We start from the raw sequence: 21,722 nt of genomic DNA on the forward strand, positions 1-21,722 counted from the left end.
CCGCTACCAGGTGGACTCGCAGCTCTATGGCCAGGTTCAGCAACGCGCGGACCTCGGGGCCATCCACTGCCAGTGCGCTGGTGTCATCGACATAACCGCCACTGAGCGACAGCTCTGGAAAAACCACCAACTCAGCACCCTGGGCCTTGGCGGCCTGAGCCTGCTCGGTGATGGCACGCAGATTCGCGGCGGTATCGCGGCCTGGCGCGAACTGCCCCACTGCAACAGCGGACACCTTGCCCCTGGCCCGCGGCGACAGGCCGTACAGGCCGAAGAAATCCAGCGGGTTCCAGGCGTAGGCCGGCTGCGCCAGTTCTTTGTACAACGCCGGCCGACGCGCTGCCATTAGCGTGGGCTGGCGGTCACGCACGCGCGCCAGGTCCAGTTTGCCAAACAGCAGACCGTCGCCTTTATCGAGGATGCCCTGCACATGGCCATCGGGCTCGATCACACAGGTGCCACCGCTGAATTGCACACCGCGCTCCTGGCCCCAGCGGTTACTTTCCACCAGGTAGCAACCGTTTTCGAACGCACGGTTGATCCAGTAAGGCGCCGGCGTGCGCTCAGCCAGCCAGTTGCTGACGTGGCAGATCACGTCTGCACCGCCCAGGCCTGCCACCCGGGCGGTTTCCAGAAAGTGGATGTCCATGCAGATCAGCAGCGCGATGCGGCCAATGGGGGTGTCGAACACCTGGTGGCCCAGGTCACCGGACGCGGCCCATTTCGGTTCGCTGATGTAGGGGTGAGTCTTGCGGTGCTTGCCGACCACGCCCTGGGGGCCGATCAGCACGGCGGCGTTGTAGTAGAGGTCGTCCACCGGGTCGACCTCGGGCATGCCGATGACGATGTGGCAACCGTACTGCCGCGCCAGGCGGGCAAAGCGTTCGGTGGTAGGGCCCGGAATGGTCTCCACGTAGGGCGCTACTTCCTCGCGGTCCTGCCAGCAGTAGCCAGTGGTGCCCATTTCCGGGGTGACGATCAGTTGCGCACCGGCGCGGGCAGCCTCCTCCACCCATTCACTGAGGCGGTCCAGGTTGCGGGGTTTCTCGAACAGGGTGGGTTCGAATTGCACGGCAGCGACATTGAGCAGGTTATTCATGGTTGGCTTCCTCAGGCAGCAGTCGAACGGGTGAGCGGCTGCGGGCCGCTGTAGGTGTGGGACGGTTGCCATTGGGTGGCCATGTCCTGGGGAAAGCTGCTGAAGTAGTAGCGGCCACGGGTCATCAGGCTGAGCGCTACGTGCAGCACCGGGCCCACCAGCATGGCGATGAAAGACGCGTAGTACATGGGGTAGGCGCCGAGGATGCCTGCGGCGCCGATGGCCACGGCGATCAGCAGGCTGAACACGCCGCAGGGGTTCCAGGAACGCAGGTGCTCACGGCGGAACTCGACGAAGTCACTGGGCGCCAGGTTCAGCATTTTGCGGCACACCAGGTAGTCGGCGAGGATGATGAACACCCAGGTGTTGGTGAGAATGCCGGTGATGGCCAGGAAGGTACCGGTGTACTGCAGCACGTTGAACACGTAGAACACCACGCCCACGAGCCACACCACCAGCATCCACCACTGGCGACCGGGGCGGTAGTTGAGGGTCATGTCCATGGTGTTGGACAGGGCGATGGAACCCGAATAGAGGTTCATCACGTTGATGCGGATTTGCGTGACGATGGCGAAGATTACCCCGATCAGGCCCAGCACCGTGGGGAAGATGAAGCCGGGGTCCATGGCCTGGGCGAAGGCGTCGCCCTGGGTGATGTGTGGAATCAGGGTATACGCCAGATAGGCACCGCTGAGCATCACCGCAACGATCGGCAGCAGCATGCCCAGCATGATGGTGGCCGTGCCCTTGTGGCTGATGGTCGGCTTGGCGAAGCGGCCATAGTCAGTGGCCATCAGGCCCTGGAACACGATCTGCCCGTTGGCCATGTTCATCACCATCCACAAGGCGGTGGCGCTATCCTGGCTGTGGGGCATCCAGCCAGCCGGGCCCACGGCGTCATAGTTGTGGGTGAGCTGGTACAGGCAGAAGGCGAACAACACCACGAAAATCGGCACGCCCCAGGTCTGCAGGAACTGCATGGACGACATGCCCTTCCAGGCGAACAACACGGTCACCAGGCCAATGCCGGCGAAGATCGCCACCCCGGCCAGCGAGCCGACCTCCACCCCCGCGTAGTGGGCGATGGCATGGGAGACGATAGTGCCCTCGAACAGAAAGTAGAAAATGAAGTTCACCGCGTAGATCAGCGAGGTGAACGCCGAGCCCATGTAGCCAAAGCCCAGCCCGCGGGTCAGCAGGCTCAGGGACAACCCTTCCTTGGCCGCAAGCTTCATCACGCAGGCGCCGATGAGGGTGGCGAACACCACCATGTACAGGATGGGAATGAGGATCTTCGGCCAGCCCACCTGGTAGCTCATGTCGGCGCCCAGGCTGAACCAGAACATGGCGGTGGAGTTGCCCAGCAGCACCAGGATGATCGCCGGGATGGGCCAGCGGTAGCGGCTGGGCACGCGGCCCACCGCGTAGTCTTCCACGGCTTCGGCTTCGGTGATGTCCTGGGGGCCCTGGAACCAGTCTTTCAATTTGCTCATGGGGTAAACCTCGTTTTTCGGGCGTGCGAAGGCCCGGACCGCGGCTGGCCGCGATGGAGTGTGTGGGGTCAATCAAAGGGGTGACGCGTGGGTATCAGGGGGGCGCGCGTTCGGGGCTGTCGTTGTCGATGATCTGCTGGGCAACCACGTCCATGCTGCAGCGCTGGGCCATGGCGTCTCGCTGGATGCGCTGGTGCGCCTGAGGCTCGCTGAAGCCGTGGCGGGCCATCAGCAGGGTCTTGGCCATGGAGATGCGCGACACCGCGGACTGGCGAATTTCCAGTTTGCGGATCTCCGCCAGCATGGCCACGCGCCGGCGCCAGAACGAGCGCGCGATCAGCAGTTGGGTGAGCAGGCCGAAGGGTTTCAGCGGCCGTTCGATGACCGCCGCGGGCTGGCTGAGCAGCACCAGTTGCAGCATCGAGGGGTTTTCATAGCCGACGATGGCGATGATCGGCGGGGCTTGTTCATCCAGGCTGTCCACCAGGCGCTCGATGGCCTTGCGCTGGTCCAGCTCGATGGACAGCAGCACGACGTCGACGCCCGGGGGCAGGCGTTCGGGCACCGGCCATTGTTGCTGCACCTCGCAGCCGATACGTTGCAGGTGGCCCAGCACGATCTGCGCTTCCGTGTCCTGCGGGTGCAATACCAGCACGCGCAGGCCCTTGAGTTCACCCAGCAGGTTGGCAGTGGTCATGGCCGCCTCACTCGTTGCCGTCGAGCAACAGTTCGATCAGGTACGGGCTGGGGTGCTCCTGCTGTTCAGCCTGTTCCAGTACCTCGAAGCGGCCGTTGGCATCAATGCGCGCCAGCCGTGGCCACAGCCAGGTGTGGTGGTTCTCGGCGTCGATGCGCACCGGGCCTTGCGGAGCCTCGAAGGTCGAACCGGCCAGGGCCGCGCGCAGGGCATCGAGGTTGTTCGGCTGCGCCTTGCGCGCCGCCTGGGCGTAGAGGTGAACCTGAAAATACGCCGCTTCCGCGCCTGCGGTGATCGGTGCATCGGCGCCATGGCGCTGACGATAGCGGCTCACGAACTGACGGCTCAGCGGCGTGTCCACCGTGTCGAACCAGGGCGCGGCGCAGATGTGCCCGGCACTCACGTGCGCGGGCATCATCGCCACTTCGGCTTCGGTGGTCGACAGGCTGATGATGGGCTGCCGCGCCGGGTCGAAACCGGCTTCGTGGTAGGCGCCGTACAGGGCCGGAATATCGCCGCCCACCACCGTCGAATAGATCACGTCCGGGAGGGTTTCACGCACCCGCGCCATGACCTGGCGGCAGGCGTCGAGACCGGCGCCAAAGGGCAGGTAGATCTCGTCGACGACTTCCCCACCGGCCTGCTCGAACAGGTCACGCATGATGCGGTTGGACTCGACCGGGTACACGTAGGGCACGCCGACGAACAGCACACGGCGGCCAAAATGCTTCAACGCGTGGCGGGCCAGTTGCAGGGAATTCTGGTTCGGTGCGGCGCCGGTGTAGTACACAAAGGGGGAATATTCGAAACCTTCATATAAGGTTGGGTAGAACAGCAACCGGCGGCGGCTCTCTACTACCGGTAACACTGCCTTGCGGGTGCTGGACATATGTGTGCCGAACAGCACCTGCACGCCATGGCGGTCACATAACTCCAGAGCGGCCTGGCGATAGCTTTCCGGGGTGGCGCCAATGGGCAGGCTGACCGCCTCAAGGGGCACACCGTTGATACCGCCCTGTTCGTTGACTTCATCAATGGCCAGCAGGGTCGCCTGGGCTTGGGTGGCCTCCACGGCGGCGGTCATGCAGGTACTGGAAAACAGCAGGCCGACCTTCAGGGTGGCGGGTCGCGGGGATGCGGGCATCGGGGGTCTCCGTCATACCAGTCAACGGTGCCCAAGCGTTGCGCGGCAGGCGCACGCAGGCGGAAAGCGACCAGTATGGGGAATGGAACCGGGCAGGAACATGCCTGATTCAAAACCGACGACGTTGTCGGCAAACGAGGTGTCGGCACCGGCGAGGAATATCTGCATCGTTGGAGATATTCAGCCTGGCGGAGCAGGCCGGGTGCGTCGATGGGAATTGAAAAGCAAGTTGCGGGCCAACAGCCTCGCAGCCCCGCCTGCAAGGACAGTTGCGGCTACTTGGTTTGTGGGCGCCGGGCCCACGCGCATCCAAATGGTGCGCGCCCGCACCGGCACGCCCGAATCGGGACCACGCCTGTCGAGCAGCGGCGCTAAGCGCTCGCTGGCAAACCGGCGCCGGCGCTGCGCCGCTGGTTCGCGGGTGCCGGGCGGCCAAAGTAGTAGCCCTGGAAATGCGAGCAGCCTTCCTTGATCAACTGCTCCATCTGCTCGGCCGTCTCGACGCCCTCGGCAGTGGTCTTGATCAGCAGGCTGTTGCTCATACCGGTAATGGCCCGGATGATTGCCAGGGCCTCCTTGCTGTTCTTCATTTCGCGCACGAACGACATGTCGATCTTGATCCGGTCGAACGGAAACGAGCGCAGATACCCCAGCGACGAATACCCCGTGCCGAAGTCGTCGAGCGATATGGCCACGCCCAGTGCCTTGAGTGCCCGCAGGGTGTCCAGGTTGCCTTCGTTGTCCTCCAGCAGCACCGACTCGGTAATTTCCAGCTCAAGGCGCGCCGGCTCAAGCCCGGCATCACTGAGCGCCAGCGCCACGGCATCCACCAGGCCCGGGTTCTTGAACTGCACCGGCGACAGGTTCACCGCCACGGTCTGCGGCGTGCCCCACGTGGCGGCCTCCTTGCAGGCCAGGTTCAGCGCGCGGTTACCCACTTCATGGATCAAGCCCGTCTCTTCCGCCATGGTGATGAAGTCCATGGGCATGATGGTGCCCTTGGTGGGGTGCTGCCAACGCAACAGCGCCTCGTACCCTGAAACCTCGTCGCCACCGTGGGTCACGATCGGCTGGTAATGCAACTGCAGATGCCCCAGGTGCAGTGCCGTGCGCAGGTCAGTCTCCAGGGTGCGGCGGTGGCGGGCCGCTTCGTCGAGTTGAAACTTGAAGCGCTCGAAGCGGTTGCGGCCATTGCGCTTGGCTTCATACAACGCCATGTCGGCATAGCCCATCAGTTGCTCCGGACTGTCCTGGTCCTGCGGGGACAATGCGATACCTACGCTTACCCCCACCGAGCAGCTATGGCCATCAATCAGAAATGGCGGCCGTACGGCCTGGATCAGGCGCTGCGCCATCAACTCGGCCGCCTCCGCTGTCTCCAGTTCAGGAAGAATCACGGCGTACTCATCCCCGCCCAGGCGGGCCAGGGTGTCGACCTCCCGCAGTTCCATTTCCAGGCGGCTGCTCAACGCCCGCAGCAACTTGTCGCCAATACCATGGCCAAGCGAATCGTTGACGTTCTTGAAGTCGTCCAGGTCCAGGCACAGCGTGGCGGTGATCCTGCCCGAGCCCTCAGCCTGCAGCAGCGCTTCCTTGAGCTTCTGATGAAACAGTACTCGGTTCGGCAACCCGGTCAGTGCATCGTGGTGGGCCATGTGATGGATCCGCGCATTGGCCTCCAACTCCACCGTGACGTCCTCCGCCACGAACAGCACGTATTCCGAAGCATTGCCGGGGTCCTGGTTGAGTACCGTGCGGCTTCTGAGCGTGCGAGGCCCGCGGTTGGTGCCGACCAGCGCCTCGACCGTCTTGATGGCGCCTAAGCTCAGGTCCTGGCCCATCTGCTGTTCGATGTACGCTGCGGTATCCGCCGACAGTGCCTCGCTCATCAATTGGCCCACCATGCTGGCTCCGTTGGGCACGAACAACGCCTCGGCCTGATGGTTCGCCAGGAGGATGCGGTTGGTCTGCACGTCCTTGACGATGACACTGGCCGGAATATTGGAAATCACCGAATCCAGGAACTGCGACAGCGAAGCCATCTCGGCGCTGTACTGCTCGGCACGCACATTGGCCTCAAGCAGTTGCAGCTCTTTCTCGCGCCGCTCGGTGATATCGCGCGTGACCTTGGCGAAGCCGATCATCTGGCCGTCGTCATCGTGAATGGCGTCGATGACCACATGCGTCCAGAAATGCGAACCATCCTTGCGCTGCCGCACGCCCTCGGCCTGGAAGCGCCCCTCGCGCCGCGCCGTTTCAAGGCCATGGGCGGGCATCCCCGCCGCCCGGTCTTCTGGGGTATAGAACAGCGAAAAATGCTGGCCGACGATCTCAGCCGCCTTGTAGCCCTTGGCGCGTTCAGCGCCCGGGTTCCAGTTCGTCACGATGCCTTCTGGCGAAAGCATGTAGATCGCGTAGTCCACGACGCTCTGCACGAGCAGGCGGTACATGGCATCGGAGGCGTCGGTGAACTGCATCTGCGGGTCTCGAGCGGGATCGGAGGGGCCTGACTAATTGATGGCATTATGCCGTCTCGCGCAACGACAGGGTATTGCCCAAAAGTACCGGTCGAGGGCGCTACAGCGGGGAGGCCAGCCCTCCTCACCTGCACACGATGGAAATGATCACCGCCATCAGTTCGTCCTTGGCCTCCTCGGGGGAAATCTCCCCCCCGGCCGCTGCGGCTGAAAGTGCCTCAGCCGCCCCCAGCAGCACAAGCAGGCTTGCCACTGCCAGTTGCCCACCTGCCACGAACGGCGCCAGCCAGGCGCGGAGTTTGCCCAGAAACACGGATTCATATTCACGCTTGGTCGCTTGCAATTCCGGGGTGCTGGCCAACGCTGCGATTACCCCGGGTATTTCACGCCCCTGCACCAACACACAATCGACGTAGGCCGAGGCGATGCCCCTGGCTTTATCCGGCAATGTCGTGGCGCACGCCTCTATCGCCGCATCCATCACGGTCGTCTGGCGCTCATCGAAGTCGCGATACAGCGCCGCCAGCAACGCGGGGCGCGTTGGGAAATGGTCGTACACCACCGGTTTGGTGACCCCAGCCCGCTCCGCCAGCCGCCCCAGCGTCAATGCGTCGGAGCCCTCTTCCCCCACCAATTTCCAGGCAACGTCCAGTAGTTGCCGCCGGCGCTCTTCCCTGCCCAGACGACGTCGCGGCTTGGGTCCATCGGCAGTCTCAGTCATTGACATCGCTATATACCATTAGTAAGTTATACACAACCTACTAAAAGTATATCGCCAGCCCGCAGCACCCGACAATCAACTGGAGACACGCCTGATGCACACACTCATCGTCACCGCACACCCCGAGTCCGAGTCGCTGACGCACGCCGTTGCTTCGCGGGTCGCCAAAGGCATTCAAGGAAGAAACCATGCTCACACCTTCGAGTTCGCCCACCTGGCTCAGGAGGGGTTCGACCCGCGCTTCACCGAGGCAGACCTGGCCGTGCACCGCCACAAGGCCTCGCCGATACCGGATGTACAACGGGAACAGGCACGAATAGAGCGCGCCGACGCGTTGGTGCTGGTGTACCCGGTGTACTGGTGGTCGATGCCGGCGCTGCTCAAGGGCTGGATCGACCGCGTGTTCAGCAACGGCTGGGCGTTCGACTTCAGCCCGCAGGACGCACTGATCAAGCAGTTGGGGCACCTGCGTGTCTATCTGCTCGGCGTGGGTGGGGCTGACGCATCCACGTATGAGCGGCATGGATATGGTGCGGCGATGAAGACCCAAATCGATCATGGGATTTTTAACTATTGCGGCGCGCCGGTGGTGGGCGCTGAGTTGCTGCTCGACAGTGAGAGTGCGGGAGCGTCGCAGGCGCTGGAAGCGGCAGAGGCGTTGGGGGGTAGGTTGAGCGTGGCAGTTTCATAGACCGCAATTGGCCGGGGCAACCGCCACGGTGGCGCATGGCGGGCTCGGCTTGAGCGCTCGCTTGCCTCCACCTTCGACAAAAAACAATTGCTCTACAAGCACCCTGCCGCCCTGCAGCCCCTGTCTTTTGTAGGCGCTCATCCTGCGATATACCTGATACTGTGCGCCGTTCGTGACGGTGCCAGCTCCGTTGCAGGTGGCGCGCGTGCCGTTGCAGGACCGGGCGCAAGCTCGGGAAGCGGATAACGCGCTCGATCTGGCGGCCCTTCTCGAGCTTCGCCTGGTCGTGCAGGGTTGCCACGGCCCTGCAGCGGACCTGGCCGCGTCACAGGCGCCATGCAGTAACAGGCATACCGCCTATAGCAGCTGCGGCTTTCGCGCTCTGGCCTGGTCCGCTTGCCACAGGCAGCGCATGTCATTGAGGGGAACATCAGCAACGCGCCGAGCCAGGCAACGTGGCCTGCAGGAGGGAGGGCTTTGAAGAACCACACCAGGGAGTCAGGCATGGTAGCCAGGCTGCTGTCAGGATCTGCACGAAGTATACGGTTTCGGTTCAGAATCGTCTGTGGCAGCTGGCTTGCCAGCGAACGTCCAGACACGGCCAAAAGACAAGGAAGCCCATGAAACATATCAGACTGATTCGCCACGGGGAAAGCGCCGCAAACGCCGGTGCCCCTAGCCAGGATCACGCCAGCATTCCCCTCACCGCCAAGGGGCGCGAACAGGCGCTAGGCGTGGCGGGGTCTTTCGCCCAGGCTCCCGAACTGATCGTCACCTCGCCGTTCTCCCGGGCCCAAGCCACCGCGCGCGCGACTGTGGCGGTATTCCCCGGCTCCCCACTCGAGACATGGCCCGTTCAGGAGTTCACTTACCTGGCACCTGCGAAGTGCATGAATACCACCGTGGCGGACCGGCGACGATGGGTCGAGGACTATTGGTTGAAGGCGGCGCCGGCTCATGTCGACGGCGCCGGGGCCGAGTCGTTTGCCGAATTCATCGCGCGTGCGCAATCGCTGCTGGCGCGCCTCGCCGAGCATCCGGCCGACGACGTCGCGGTGTTCTCACACGGGCAGTTCATCAATGCCGTCGCCTGGTTGCTCGAACGCCGCCCGGCCGAGCTCGACAGCGATGCCATGGGTGACTGGCGTGCGTATGACATCGCACACCCCGTGGAGAACGGTGGGGGGTGCCAGCTATTCAGTATCGCTGGCGAGCCGGCCTGGGCGCTGGGCACCCGTTCAGCGTTTCAACTGAGCCGAGTCAGATAAGGAGGCAACTCCGGCTCCGGCAACACCGACAGCACCTTCAGCCGTTGCAGCGTCCGCTCGCGGGCGCGCAGCAGGTGGTCACGCAGGCTCAGCGCCGCTGAATCGACGTTGCCATGCAACAGCGACTCGATCACCAGCCGGTGCTCCACCAGGGTGGCTTCGTCGACACCCAGGCCCAAGGCGTCGTTGAAGATGCGGCTGACGTTCATGGGGCTCTGATAGAGCTGAATCAGCGCCGCCATCTTGCGGTTGCGCAGCCCGGCCAGGCAGCACACGTGCAGGTCGTGTTCCAGTTTTTCAACCCCGGCAGCCGTGGCCTGGGTCGGTGCCTGCTGCAACTGGTTGATGTGCTCCAGCATGGCCAGCAACGCCTCACGGCTCAGGCCCGATGCGGTCTGCTGCAGGGCCTGGGGCTCCAGCAACGCGCGCAGTTCGTAGTCGTCGGTGATTTCCCGTGCGGTCAACGGCCCGGCCAGCCACTGCCCGTAGGGTTCCTTCTCAACCAGGCCACGGTCACGCAAGCGCATCAGCGCCTCACGCACCACGCTGCGGCTGACGCCGAAATGCTCGGCCGCCGCGTGCTCGTCCAGCCGATAGTGCCCGAACACCATCACAGTCGATACGCACGTGGCGATCTCATCGTAGACCCGCTCGCTGAGCGGGCGCAGGTCAATCAGGTCCTCGCCCGACTCCAGACCCAGCAATTGCCGCGTCAGGGTGACGCGCACTGGCGGCAGGTCCAGCCCCTGTGGGTTGATCAGGTAGCCACGGCCCTCGAAGCGGCGCACCAGGCCCTCTTCGCACAGCAGCGCCAGTGCCTGGCGCACAGGCACGCGGCTGGTGGCGAACAGCTCGGCCAAGGGGGCTTCCAGCAACACCAAGCCCGGCGCGGCGCGGCCCTGCAGGATGGCGTCACGCAAGGCACTGCGAATCAGCCCATAACGCGGGGCACTGCGGCTCTCTTCGGTTACAAGGTCGTCGGCGACCAACATCAGCGGCATTTCCTTTCAAGGGCCTGGAAAAAATTCTCTCACACCTGGCCTTGGGTGTGGGGCGGTTGCGCAGGCACCAAAGTGGGGCCATTTACCCGCACGTGTTACTTTTTCGCTCACAAATGGATATTTAAAAAATAGATCCATTTTTAGGTCTCGACTCCCCCTGCCCCTTTGAACGTATCAAGAACGCCTTTGCTTGTGCATTCTGCGTGCCTGATCTGCTGGTTGGCATGATGCATGCTTCATAAAAATGTATTGATATCGCAAATGTACATTTTTAATGAAGCCCTGTTTTAGGAGCCGTTCATGAACGACCTTCACGCCCCGCTCGATGGGTCCACCCTCGCCGCAGCCTATGCCGACGGCACCCGAGACCCTGTCGACGTGTTCGAGGCAGCCGCCGAAAGGGCTCAGGACAGCGACGCGGTCTTCACTGCCCTGACGCTGGACCGGGGCCGCCGCGAAGCCCACGCCTCCCGTGCGCGCTGGCAGGCCGGTGCGCCGCTGTCCGCCCTGGACGGCGTGCCCATGGCGTGGAAGGACCTGTTCGACATGGCCGGCACGGTCACCACCGCAGGCGCCGCGTTTCGTCGCAACGCCGCCCCCGCGGCACACGATGCCACGCTCGTGCAACGCTTGACCCAGGCAGGGCTGGTCAGCGTGGGCAAGACCAACCTCAGCGAACTGGCCTATTCGGGGCTGGGCCTGAACCCCCATTTCGGCACCCCCACCCTGCCCGGCCACTCGGGTGAAGCCCGGGTGCCAGGCGGTTCGTCTTCGGGCTCGGCCATTGCCGTTGCCACCGCGATCGTGCCGATCGCCATGGGCACCGACACCGCGGGGTCGATCCGCATTCCGGCCGCCTTCAATGGCCTGGTGGGTTACCGCAGCAGCCGCCAGCGCTACAGCGCACACGGCGTGTTCAGCCTGGCCCGCAGCCTCGACGCCTTGGGGCCGATCACCCGCAGCGTGCGCGATGCGCTGGCTATCGACCAGCTCCTGACAGGTGGCCCAGCGGTGCAACCGGCGGACCTGCGCAACCTGCACTTGCGTGTCGACGATACAACCCTGAACGACCCGCGCGTGGACGCCGCCGTCAGGGACAACCTGCTTCATTGCCTGCAGCGGCTAGGCCAAGCCGGGGCGCGCATCGACCGTCGCCCGGTGCACGCCTGGCAAGCGACCCTGGACTGCATCGCCGAACACGGCTGGCTGGGCGCTGCCGAGGCCTTTGCCCGCCATGAGGCGCTGCTCGACAGCCCCGAGGCCGAACAACTCGACCCACGGGTACGCAAGCGCCTGGAAGCGGCACGCACGCTGCCCGCCAGCGTGCAACTGCACCTTTACGAACGTCGCGCCCTGTTGCAGGCACGGCTCAAGGCAGAGCTGGACGGCGCCCTGCTGGTGACGCCTACCGTGGCCCACGTGGCGCCACTGCTGGCGCCCCTGGCCCAGGACGATGTGCTGTTCGCCAGCACCAACCTGGCCACGTTGCGCCTGACCATGGCCGGCAGCCTGCTGGACATGCCCGGCATCGCCCTGCCCAGCGGCGTCGACCGCGCCGGGCTGGCCACCAGTTGGCTGCTGGCCGGGTGCAGCGGTGACGACACCCCGGTACTGCGCGCGGCCCTGGCCGTGGAACAGCTGTTCGCCCACCCCGCCTGACCCGCTTCATTCAGACGGCTTCTTTCAGGGGCGCCGGGGGCCCGGCCCAAGCGCTCATCCGTTGTCACCGGGAGGAGGATGTACCCATGGCTAAAGAGATTCTGGTATCGATCGGCGTGGACGTTGACGCCGTCGCCGGCTGGTTGGGTTCGTATGGCGGCGAGGATTCGCCGGACGATATCTCCCGCGGCCTGTTCGCCGGTGAAGTGGGCGCCCCGCGCCTGCTCAACCTGTTCAGGAAGTACGACCTGCGCACCACGTGGTTCATCCCCGGGCACTCGGTGGAAACCTTCCCCAAGGAAATGAAAGCCGTCGCCGACGCGGGCCACGAGGTGGGCATCCATGGCTACAGCCATGAAAACCCCATCGCCATGACCGCCGAGCAGGAAGAAATCGTCCTGGACAAGTCCATTGCGCTGATCACCGAACTGACCGGTCGCCGCCCCACCGGGTACGTCGCACCGTGGTGGGAATTCAGCCGCGTCACCAACGAACTGCTGCTCAAGAAAGGCATCAAGTACGACCACAGCCTGATGCACAACGACTTCACTCCCTACTACGTGCGCGTGGGTGACGAGTGGACCAAGATCGACTACAGCCAGCACCCCGACACCTGGATGAAACCGCTGGTGCGTGGCCAGGAAACCGACCTGGTGGAGATCCCGGCCAACTGGTACCTGGATGACCTGCCCCCGATGATGTTCATCAAGAAATCACCCAACAGCCACGGCTTCGTCAACCCGCGCCACCTGGAAGAAATGTGGCGCGACCAGTTCGACTGGGTATACCGCGAGCACGACTACGCCGTGTTTCCCATCACCATTCACCCTGATGTGTCCGGGCGCCCCCAGGTGCTTCTGATGCTCGAACGCTTCATCGAGCACATGCAAGGCCATGCCGGCGTGCGCTTCGTGACCATGGACGAGATTGCCGACGACTTCATCAAACGCCACCCCCGCCAGCGCTGATCTTTATCCCGCCGAGGATTGACCATGACTACGCCCACCGCCGTTTTCGCACCTGAGCAGGTGCCTGCCGCCGAATGGAAGCCACAGTACCTGACGTCAGGAGATGTCAAATACGCCACCTGGATCGCGTTCTTCGCGTGGGTGTTCGCGGTGTATGACTTCATCCTGTTCGGCACGCTGTTGCCGGTGATGGGTGAGCACTTCAGCTGGAACCAGGCTACCCAGGCAGAGATTGCCACCTGGGTAGCCCTGGGCGGTGCCGTGGTGGCCTTCGCCATCGGCCCGGTGGTGGACCGCCTGGGCCGCCGCAGCGGCATCATTTTTACCGTCACCGGTTCTGCCCTGTGCTCGTTGCTGACCGCCTTTACCGCAGGTGTGGGCAAGGGCGGCCTGATTGCCGTGCGCTCGGTGGCAGGCCTTGGCTATGCCGAGGAAGGGGTCAACGCCACGTACCTGACCGAGATCTACGCGGCCTCCACCGACCCGAAGCTGGTCAAGCGTCGCGGGTTCATCTACAGCCTGGTGCAAAGTGGCTGGCCGGTCGGCGCCCTGATCGCCGCTGGCTTGACCGCCCTGCTGCTGCCCAGCATTGGCTGGCAAGGGTGCTTCGTCTTCGCCGCCATCCCGGCGTTCGTGGTGGCGATCCTGGCTCGCAGGCTCAAGGAAAGCCCGCAGTTCCAGCTGCACCTGCGCATCGCCCACCTGCGCAAGGCCGGCGAAGACGCCCAGGCACAAGCCCTGGCCAAGGCCTACGGTATTGATTACCAGGAACACGCCAAGGCCGGTGTCGGCGCGGCGTTCCGCGGCCAGGCCCTGCGGGCCACGCTGGTACTGAGCGTGGCACTGTTGCTCAACTGGTCCGCCATCCAGGTGTTCAGCGTGCTGGGCACCTCGGTGATCGTCAGCGTGCACAACGTGTCATTCCAGAACTCCCTGTGGATTCTGGTGCTGTCCAACCTGGTGGGCTTTTGCGGCTACCTGTTCCACGGCTGGCTGGGCGACCGCATCGGCCGGCGCAACACCGTGGCCCTGGGCTGGATGTGCGGCGGCGTGGCCTTCGCGGCCATGATCTATGGCCCCAGCGACCTGGTCACCGTGGTCACGCTGTACAGCGTTGGCCTGTTCTTCCTCAACGGCCCTTATTCGGCGTTGCTGTTCTTCATGAGCGAAAGCTTCCCCACCAGCATCCGTGCCACGGGCGGTGCCATCGTCCATGCCATGGGGCCCATCGGTGCCGTGGTCGCTGGCCTGGGCATCACCGGCGTGCTGACGGGCGGTGGCCAATGGGGCAGCGCCGCCATCTGGTTCGGTGCGGTGCCCTGCTTCCTGTCCGGCCTGGTGATGTTGGCCGCGCGCCACGTCAGCCCTGAAAGTGTCAAGTAAACTGGAGTTGCACATGACTGCTGTCGATACTTCCCCCGTAGCCTTCATTACCGGTGCCGCCAGCGGCATCGGCCAGGCCCTGGCCGTGGCCTATGCCCAGCGCGGCGTGCGCGTGGTGGGCGGGTATTTCCCGGGCGACCCACATGACCCCCAGCACACCGCCAGCCGCGTCGCCCAGGTGGGTGGCGAGTGCATCATGCTGGCGCTGGACGTGACCTCTACCGAATCGGTAGACGCTGCGGCAGCGCAAGCCGTGGAGCAGTTCGGGCGCCTGGACTATGCCGTGGCCAACGCCGGGCTGCTGCGAGCCGCACCGCTGCTGGAGATGACTGATGAACGCTGGAACGAGTTGCTCAATGTCGACCTCACCGGTGTGATGCGCACCTTCCGCGCGGCCTCGCGCTACATGGGCGACGGCGGCGCCATGGTGGCCATCTCGTCCATCGCCGGCGGTGTCTACGGGTGGCAGGACCATGCCCACTACGCCGCCGCCAAGGCCGGCGTACCGGGCCTGTGCCGCTCGCTGGCGGTGGAACTGGCGCCGCGCGGCATTCGTTGCAACGCCGTGATTCCCGGCCTGATCGAAACGCCGCAATCACTGGACGCAAAAAACTCGCTGGGCCCCGAGGGCCTGGCCAAGGCCGCCCGCGCCATCCCCCTGGGGCGTGTGGGGCGCGCCGATGAAGTGGCCGCCCTGGTGGCCTTCCTGACCTCGTCCGACGCCAGTTACCTGACCGGGCAAAGCATTGTCATCGACGGTGGCCTCACCGTTCGCTGGCCGGAGTAAGCCGTGATGCAAGACACCCTCAGAACCCTCGCCCGCCCACTGGCCGGGCGGCGCGCCGTGATCACCGGCGCGGCCAGCGGCATCGGTGCGGCCATCGCCCGGGCCTATGCAGAAGCGGGCGCCAGGCTGGTGCTGGGCGACCGCAACGGCCCGGCCTTGGAGCGCGTGGCCCTGGAGTGCCGCGCCCTGGGCACCGACGTGGTGACCTGCGTGGCCGACGTCGGCACCCGCACCGGCGCCCAGGCCGGCGTCGACCGTTGCGTGGACGCCTTCGGCGGCATCGATATTCTGGTCAACAATGCCGGCATGCTCACCCAGGCGCCCTGCGTGGACCTGACCCAGGACATGTGGGACGACATGCTGCGCGTGGACCTGACCAGCGTGTTCATCGCCAGCCAACGGGCCCTGCCCGCCATGTTGGCGCAGCGCTGGGGGCGCATTATCAATGTCGCTTCGCAACTGGGTATCAAGGGCGGCGCTGAACTGACCCACTACGCGGCGGCGAAAGCTGGCGTGATCGGCTTCACCAAGTCGCTGGCACTGGAAGTGTCCAAACACAACGTGCTGGTCAATGCCATCGCGCCCGGGCCCATCACCACCGCGCTGGTGGATGACCTGAGCCAGGACTGGAAAACCGCCAAGGCCCGCGAGCTGCCCCTGGGCCGCTTCGGCCTGGCCGAAGAAGTGGCGCCCGTTGCCGTGCTGCTGGCCTCGGAGCCGGGCGGCAACCTGTTCGTCGGCCAGACCCTGGGCCCCAATTCGGGCGACGTGATGCCCTGACGGTGCATCGAACCGGCCGGCCCGACCCGGGCCGGCCCTTTGCAAGAAGGCGAACATCATGTGTGGACTGTGCGGGCTGCTGGGCGAAGACATTCACTGGAGCGACCCCCTGAGCGCCGAACTGCCGCGCCGCCGTGAACGGCTGCAACGCATCACGGCCATCAACCGCGTGCTGGCACCGTTCCGGTTGAACGTGTGCGACTTCCAGGGCTCTGCCTACCTGGTACAGGGCCCCACCGGCCGCCAGGAACTGGCCAGCGGCCTGGACGAACTGTGGGGCAAGGCCCACGCCATCATCGGGCGCCCTCTCGACCCGCTGGACCCGCGCCTGCTGCAGCACCTGGAGGCCGCGTCATGAGCATCCCCCTGACCGTCATCACCGGTTTTCTCGGCAGCGGCAAAACCACCCTGCTCAAGCGCCTGCTCGCCGACCAGGACCTGAGCGACACCGCTGTGCTGATCAACGAATTCGGCGAAGTGGGCCTGGACCACCTGCTGGTCGAAGACCTGGCGCCGGACACCGTGCTGCTGCCCAACGGCTGCGTGTGCTGCTCCATTCGCGGTGACCTCAAGGCCGCCCTGCTGAACCTCGAGGTACGCCAGCGCCGCGGCGAGTTGCCGGTGCTGCGCCGCGTACTGCTGGAAACCACCGGCCTGGCCGACCCCGCGCCTATCCTGGCGACACTGGCCAAGGACGCCAACCTGCGCGGCCACTTTCACCTGGGCCAGATGATTACCCTGGTGGACGCCGAGCATGCCGCGCTGCAACAGCGCCTGCACCCCGAATGGCTGGCACAGGTCGCCGCCGCCGACCACCTGCTGATCAGCAAGGACGACCGCGTCGACGCGACGGTACTGGCGCAGGTACAGGAACGCCTGAGCCGAATCAACGGCGGGGCCCCGGTCCAGCTCGCCCGCACCTTGAGCGGCGCTGACCCGTTGCTGCGCAGCCAGGGGCCACGGGGCGAGGCCATCGCCAGCGAACTGGCGCGCTGGACGCTGTTCCAGCCTGTGGACGCGCACCACCACGCTGAAGCACAGGTGTGCTGCCTGAGCTTCGACGCCCCCCTGGACTGGTTGACCTTCGGTGTGTGGCTGTCGATGCTGCTAAGATGCCACGGCGAACGAATCCTGCGCGTCAAGGGCATCCTGGAAGTGATCAACAGCGAACATCCCATTGTCATTCACGGTGTGCAGCACTGCCTGCACGCCCCCGTCCACCTGGCCTGCTGGCCCGCAGGCCCGCGCACCTCGCGCCTGGTGTTCATCGTGCGGGGCGTGGACACCGGCTTGCTGCGCCGTTCGTTCGCCGCCTTTCTCGGCCAGCCACGGGTGGCCGCATGAGCGAGCCGGTTACCCTGCGCGTGCTGGGCACTTCAGTGACCCTGCTGGAGTCGATTCGCCAGCGCGCCGAGCAAGAGCTGGGGGTGCGCATCGTCTACCAGATTCACGACGTGCAACAGGCACAGCGCATCGCGGTGATGCAACCCGACAGCTACGACCTGTACGACCAATGGTTCCACAACGTCGACCTGGTGTGGCCGGCACGAGCCATCCAGCCCATCGACACCCGCCGCCTGGCGCTGTGGGAAGAGATCAACGACCTGCCCAAGCGCGGCCGGCTCAACCCCGATGACCGCCTGGCCACCGGCAGCCTGCCGTGCGACCGTCTGTTCGTGCAGCACGACGGCAGCCTGGGCAAGCGCGCCACCGACCTGATCAGCATGTTGCCCCTGACCCACAACGCCGACAGTTTCGCCTACCGCCCCCAGCACCTTCCGGCCGGGCTGGCCATGGCGGACGAGAGCTGGGCATGGCTGGTGGACGAGTCCTGGTGCGGGCGCATCGCCCTGCAAAGCGATGCGTCCATCGGTGCCCTCGATGCCGCGCTGGCCGTCCAGGCATCAGGCCTGGCCCGGTTCGACAACATCGGCAACCTGGCGCTGGAAGAAATAGACCAACTGGCGAAAATCCTCATCGACAAACAGCGCCATGGCCATTTCGCCGCCTTCTGGTCAGACGGCCAGGAGGCCGGCGAGCTGATGCTGCAACCGCGCATCGACATTCAGAGCCTGTGGTCACCCACGCTGATGCAACTGCACCGCGCCGGTATCGAGTACCGCTTGGCCGTGCCCAGGGAAGGCTACCGAGCCTGGTTCGGCGGGCTGTCACTGTCCCGCTGCGCCCAGGGGCGTGTGCGCGATGCCGCCTATGCCTACCTCAACTGGTGGCTGGCGGGTTGGCCGGGCGCGGTAATGGCCCGCCAAGGGTTCTATATTTCCAACCCCCTGCGTGCCCGCGACCATTTGAGCGCCGCGGAGTGGGACTACTGGTACGACGGCAAGCCGGCACGCGAAGAGCTGATGGGCAGCGACGGCTTGCCGCTGATCGACGCCGGCGCCTGCCGTGAAGGCGGCTCCTACGCCGAGCGCATGGGGCACATCAGCGTGTGGAACTCGGTCATGGACGAGCACAATTACCTGGTGCGTCGGTGGGCCGACTTCCTGCGCGCGGGCAAAGCCTGACCCGCACCCACGTTCGCCGCGGCGCGGGCCCCTACGCCTGCTGCCGCGTCCACTCGCGCACGGCTTCGGCAAACAGCCGCAAGGCCATGGGTGGGTGGCGGTTCGCCGGGTAGTAAAGGCATGCTCCCGGGTAATAGGGCCCCCAGTCGGGTAACAGGTGCACCAGGCGCCTGGCCTGCAGGTGCTCGACCACCTGGTCCAGGGGCACCCAGGCGATGCCAATGCCGCCCAGCGCGGCCTCGACCATCAGGTTGATGTTGTCCAGGGTCATGGGGCCATCCACGTCGATACTCGCCGAGTGCCCCAAGTGGTCAAGGTCCCAACGGAACAAGGTGCCGCTGGCGAAGCGAAACCGGATGCAGCGGTGCGCCTTGAGGTCATGGGGCGCCTTGGGCTCAGGGTGCCGCGCCAGATAATCGGGTGAAGCCACCGCGGCGAAGCGGATATCCGGGCCGAAGCGCACCGCCACCATGTCCCGAGGCACGTCGTCGTACAGCCGGATGCCGGCGTCGAAGCCGTCCGCGACGATGTCCACCAGGCGGCTGTCCACGCTGCATTCGATATGGATACGCGGGTGTTCCAGCAGAAACGCTGGCATCACCTGCCGAATCAGCAGCTTGAACGACGACTCCGATGCACTCAGGCGTATCGAGCCCGAAGGCGTGTTGCGCTCGGAGGTAACGTCGTTCACTGCACACTCCAGATCCCCCAGCAACGGCTGCACACGGCGATACAGCTGTTCGCCGGCCTCCGTCAACGCCACTGAGCGGGTGGTGCGGTTGAACAGCCGCAATTCCAACCGCGCTTCAAGCCCACGCATGGAATGGCTGAGCGCGGAAGGCGACACGCCCATCGCCCTGGCCGCGCCACTGAAGCTGCGCTGCTCGGCAATGGCGACAAAGGCCGTCAATTCAGGCAACCCGGCACGAATCATTGGTGAATTCTCCTCAACACCCCATGAACCCATTTGCCAATTGTTGAGATTGGCACAGGAATCTAAAGTGTACCTGCCATCTACATTCTTGCGAAGGAGACGAAGCATGCAACAGCGTCAGCTCGGTAAAAGTGGTTTGCAGGTCTCGGCCCTGGGGCTGGGTTGCATGGGCCTGAGTTTCGCCTACGGCCCCGCCCTTGAACACAACGCCGCCGTCAAGCTGCTTCGCGCGGCCTTTGACCAGGGGGTGAATTTCTTCGACACCGCCGAAGCCTATGGCCCCTACAGCAATGAAACCCTGTTGGGCGAAGCCTTGGCACCGGTGCGTGACCAGGTGGTGATCGCCACCAAGTTCGGCTTCAGGAACGGTATGCCCGCGCAAGGGCTGGACAGCCACCCCGACACCATCAGGGCCGTGGTCGAGGCTTCGCTGAAACGGCTTGGGACTGACCGTATCGAGCTGCTGTACCAGCACCGCGTCGACCCTCAGGTGCCGGTTGAAGAAGTGGCGGGGGCGGTCAAGCAACTGGTTCAGGAAGGCAAGGTGCTGCATTTCGGCATGTCCGAAGCCGGCGCCGATGCCATACGTCGTGCCCACGCGGTGCTGCCGGTCGCGGCTCTGCAGAGTGAATATTCGCTGTGGTGGCGTGAGCCCGAAGAACAGATCCTGCCCGTGCTGGAAGAACTCGGGATCGGTTTCGTTCCCTTCAGCCCCTTGGGCAAAGGCTTCCTGACCGGGGCCATTGATGCGCACACCCAGTTCGCCGCCGATGATTTCCGCAACGTGGTGCCCCGCTTCAGCGAAGAAAACCGCACAGCCAATGCCCGGCTGGTCGAGGTACTCGGCGCGATCGCCGATGGCAAGGGCGCGACCCGAGCCCAGGTCGCCCTGGCGTGGCTGTTGGCCCAAAAGCCCTGGATCGTGCCTATTCCGGGCACGACCAAACCGCACCGCCTGGCTGAAAACAACGGGGCCGCCAGCCTCGACCTGAGCAGCGACGACCTGGCCGCCATCGCCACGGCCCTGGCACAGATCCAGGTCGTGGGGGATCGCTACCCGGCCCACCTGCAGAAGAACGTGAACCGCTGAGTTCGCCCCTGCCGTGTCACCACGTTGATGAGCAACACTCATCACTACATGCTGTTTGCGGCTATTAATCTACCGGCCCGCGTTGCCTACCATGGGCCGGTGCCCGCGCCTGAAGAAGCCTGATCGGCATTCACGTCAGCGCACGCAGGGGCCGACCTTGCGCCCGGGGCCGTCCAATTTTCTGCTGGGAGTGCACCATGAAACTGCTGACCGCGACCACCTTCGCCACCCTGCTCTGCTCCGCCGCCGTGGGCGCCGACCAGGCACAGGCACGGCCCGATCCCAAGCCTTCGTCCGACGTGCTGGAAATAACCCCGCAACTGTACCGCTACACCACTGAGCTGCTGTTCGGCGAAGTGTGGAAACGCGAGGCACTGTCCCCTCGCGACCGCAGCCTGGTGACCGTGGCCGCGCTGGTCGCCAGCGGCCAGTTCCCACAACTGCAGGGGCACATCCGGCTAGGCCTGGACAATGGCCTCACGCCCGGCGAGATCACCGCGCTGATCACCCACCTGGCGTTCTATTCCGGCTGGCCTAACGCGATGTCTGCGGTGGGCGTGGCCAAGCAGGTATTCACGGAGCGACACCTGGGTGCCGAGCAGGTAACGCCGGCGCCCGGCGCGCCGCTCACCCTGGACCCGGAGAGCGAAAGCAAACGCCGCGCCGCCGTCCAGGCCGGTGTCGGTGACGTGGCCCCTGAACTGGCCCGTTACACCAACGAAATACTGTTCGGGCAGGTGTGGCGTGACAGCAGCCTGACACCCCGAGACCGCAGCCTGGTGACCGTGGCGGCGCTTGTCGCCCAAGGCCAGGCAGCGCAACTGCCCTTCCACCTCAACCGCGCCATGGACAACGGGCTCACCCGGGAACAGGCGGCTGAGGTGGTGACGCACCTGGCGTTTTACGTGGGGTGGCCGAAAGCGATGTCGGCGGTGCCGGTGCTCAAGGAAGTGTTTGCGGGGCGGGCCTGACGCTTCAGCGGGTGCGAGACCGGTAGCAGCCGTG

At 65.0% G+C, this 21,722-nt stretch carries 20 protein-coding genes; 12 read left to right on the forward strand and 8 right to left on the reverse strand.

Translation table 11 applies throughout. The features are described 5' to 3' along the window. From QBK88_RS20930 to QBK88_RS20955, 6 genes are all read right to left on the reverse strand, one after another. Positions 1 to 1,099: nitrilase-related carbon-nitrogen hydrolase (locus QBK88_RS20930; RefSeq protein ID WP_277963556.1), on the reverse strand; the 1,099-nt coding region annotated here is incomplete at its 3' end. A gap of 11 nt (positions 1,100 to 1,110) precedes the next feature. After that, entirely contained in the window at positions 1,111 to 2,592 is a 1,482-nt protein-coding gene (locus tag QBK88_RS20935) for a cytosine permease (RefSeq protein WP_277963557.1), read from the reverse strand. 94 nt (positions 2,593 to 2,686) lie between these two features. Continuing rightward, the gene (locus tag QBK88_RS20940) at positions 2,687 to 3,289 is read right to left on the reverse strand and encodes an ANTAR domain-containing response regulator (RefSeq protein ID WP_268151152.1); all 603 of its coding nucleotides are present in this window, start codon (positions 3,287 to 3,289) and stop codon (positions 2,687 to 2,689) included. Between the two features lie 7 nt (positions 3,290 to 3,296). Beyond that, complete coding sequence (locus QBK88_RS20945; protein ID WP_277963558.1) at positions 3,297 to 4,433, reverse strand: transporter substrate-binding domain-containing protein; 1,137 nt, start codon at positions 4,431 to 4,433, stop codon at positions 3,297 to 3,299. A gap of 371 nt (positions 4,434 to 4,804) precedes the next feature. After that, on the reverse strand, positions 4,805 to 6,910 hold the full coding sequence (locus tag QBK88_RS20950; protein WP_277963559.1) for an EAL domain-containing protein: 2,106 nt from the start codon (positions 6,908 to 6,910) through the stop codon (positions 4,805 to 4,807). A 124-nt stretch (positions 6,911 to 7,034) separates the two neighbouring features. After that, positions 7,035 to 7,637 carry a TetR/AcrR family transcriptional regulator gene (locus tag QBK88_RS20955; protein ID WP_277963560.1) on the reverse strand — a complete coding sequence of 201 codons (603 nt, stop codon included), beginning with the start codon at positions 7,635 to 7,637 and terminating at the stop codon, positions 7,035 to 7,037. A gap of 88 nt (positions 7,638 to 7,725) precedes the next feature. Between QBK88_RS20955 and QBK88_RS20960 the strand changes: the two genes are divergently transcribed. Together QBK88_RS20960 and QBK88_RS20965 are read left to right on the forward strand one after the other, a co-directional pair. Beyond that, complete coding sequence (locus tag QBK88_RS20960) at positions 7,726 to 8,322, forward strand: NAD(P)H-dependent oxidoreductase (protein ID WP_277963561.1); 597 nt, start codon at positions 7,726 to 7,728, stop codon at positions 8,320 to 8,322. Positions 8,323 to 8,942: 620 nt separating this feature from the next. Then, a complete protein-coding gene (locus QBK88_RS20965; protein WP_277963562.1) occupies positions 8,943 to 9,590 on the forward strand; it encodes a histidine phosphatase family protein in 648 nt (215 codons plus the stop codon). Here the strand turns inward: QBK88_RS20965 and QBK88_RS20970 are convergent. Next, complete coding sequence (locus QBK88_RS20970; protein ID WP_277963563.1) at positions 9,569 to 10,582, reverse strand: GntR family transcriptional regulator; 1,014 nt, start codon at positions 10,580 to 10,582, stop codon at positions 9,569 to 9,571. The two genes, QBK88_RS20965 and QBK88_RS20970, sit on opposite strands and share 22 nt — an antisense overlap. Before the next feature lie 309 nt (positions 10,583 to 10,891). Here QBK88_RS20970 and QBK88_RS20975 point away from each other — a divergent pair, with 309 nt between their 5' ends. The 8 genes from QBK88_RS20975 to QBK88_RS21010 all read left to right on the forward strand — a co-directional run bounded on the left by QBK88_RS20975 (position 10,892) and on the right by QBK88_RS21010 (position 18,693). Next, positions 10,892 to 12,250 (forward strand): amidase, encoded by a 1,359-nt coding sequence (locus tag QBK88_RS20975; protein ID WP_277963564.1) that lies wholly within the window; start codon positions 10,892 to 10,894, stop codon positions 12,248 to 12,250. Positions 12,251 to 12,336: 86 nt separating this feature from the next. Next, entirely contained in the window at positions 12,337 to 13,218 is an 882-nt protein-coding gene (locus QBK88_RS20980) for a polysaccharide deacetylase family protein (protein WP_277963565.1), read from the forward strand. Between the two features lie 24 nt (positions 13,219 to 13,242). Further along, positions 13,243 to 14,601: an MFS transporter gene (locus QBK88_RS20985; protein WP_268151143.1), complete on the forward strand. Its 1,359-nt coding sequence runs from the start codon at positions 13,243 to 13,245 to the stop codon at positions 14,599 to 14,601. 13 nt (positions 14,602 to 14,614) lie between these two features. After that, on the forward strand, positions 14,615 to 15,388 hold the full coding sequence (locus QBK88_RS20990) for an SDR family oxidoreductase (RefSeq protein WP_277963566.1): 774 nt from the start codon (positions 14,615 to 14,617) through the stop codon (positions 15,386 to 15,388). A gap of 6 nt (positions 15,389 to 15,394) precedes the next feature. Beyond that, positions 15,395 to 16,168 (forward strand): SDR family NAD(P)-dependent oxidoreductase, encoded by a 774-nt coding sequence (locus QBK88_RS20995; protein ID WP_277963567.1) that lies wholly within the window; start codon positions 15,395 to 15,397, stop codon positions 16,166 to 16,168. A 58-nt stretch (positions 16,169 to 16,226) separates the two neighbouring features. Beyond that, positions 16,227 to 16,526: a hypothetical protein gene (locus QBK88_RS21000; RefSeq protein WP_277963568.1), complete on the forward strand. Its 300-nt coding sequence runs from the start codon at positions 16,227 to 16,229 to the stop codon at positions 16,524 to 16,526. After that, on the forward strand, positions 16,523 to 17,512 hold the full coding sequence (locus tag QBK88_RS21005) for a CobW family GTP-binding protein (protein WP_277963569.1): 990 nt from the start codon (positions 16,523 to 16,525) through the stop codon (positions 17,510 to 17,512). The genes QBK88_RS21000 and QBK88_RS21005 overlap by 4 nt, the downstream gene beginning before the upstream one ends. After that, positions 17,509 to 18,693, forward strand: coding sequence for an extracellular solute-binding protein (locus QBK88_RS21010; RefSeq protein WP_277963570.1), 1,185 nt, complete (start codon positions 17,509 to 17,511; stop codon positions 18,691 to 18,693). The genes QBK88_RS21005 and QBK88_RS21010 overlap by 4 nt, the downstream gene beginning before the upstream one ends. A 31-nt stretch (positions 18,694 to 18,724) precedes the next feature. On the opposite strand, the gene QBK88_RS21015 is transcribed toward QBK88_RS21010, so the two are convergent. Continuing rightward, the gene (locus tag QBK88_RS21015; protein ID WP_268151131.1) at positions 18,725 to 19,627 is read right to left on the reverse strand and encodes a LysR family transcriptional regulator; all 903 of its coding nucleotides are present in this window, start codon (positions 19,625 to 19,627) and stop codon (positions 18,725 to 18,727) included. A gap of 106 nt (positions 19,628 to 19,733) precedes the next feature. Here QBK88_RS21015 and QBK88_RS21020 point away from each other — a divergent pair, with 106 nt between their 5' ends. After that, on the forward strand, positions 19,734 to 20,717 hold the full coding sequence (locus QBK88_RS21020) for an aldo/keto reductase (protein WP_277963571.1): 984 nt from the start codon (positions 19,734 to 19,736) through the stop codon (positions 20,715 to 20,717). A 197-nt stretch (positions 20,718 to 20,914) separates the two neighbouring features. Continuing rightward, on the forward strand, positions 20,915 to 21,688 hold the full coding sequence (locus QBK88_RS21025) for a carboxymuconolactone decarboxylase family protein (protein WP_277963572.1): 774 nt from the start codon (positions 20,915 to 20,917) through the stop codon (positions 21,686 to 21,688). Positions 21,689 to 21,722 lie beyond the last annotated feature (34 nt).

This window comes from Pseudomonas sp. RIT-To-2, assembly GCF_029623465.1.
In the GTDB taxonomy this organism is placed as follows: Bacteria; Pseudomonadota; Gammaproteobacteria; order Pseudomonadales; family Pseudomonadaceae; genus Aquipseudomonas; species Aquipseudomonas silvicola.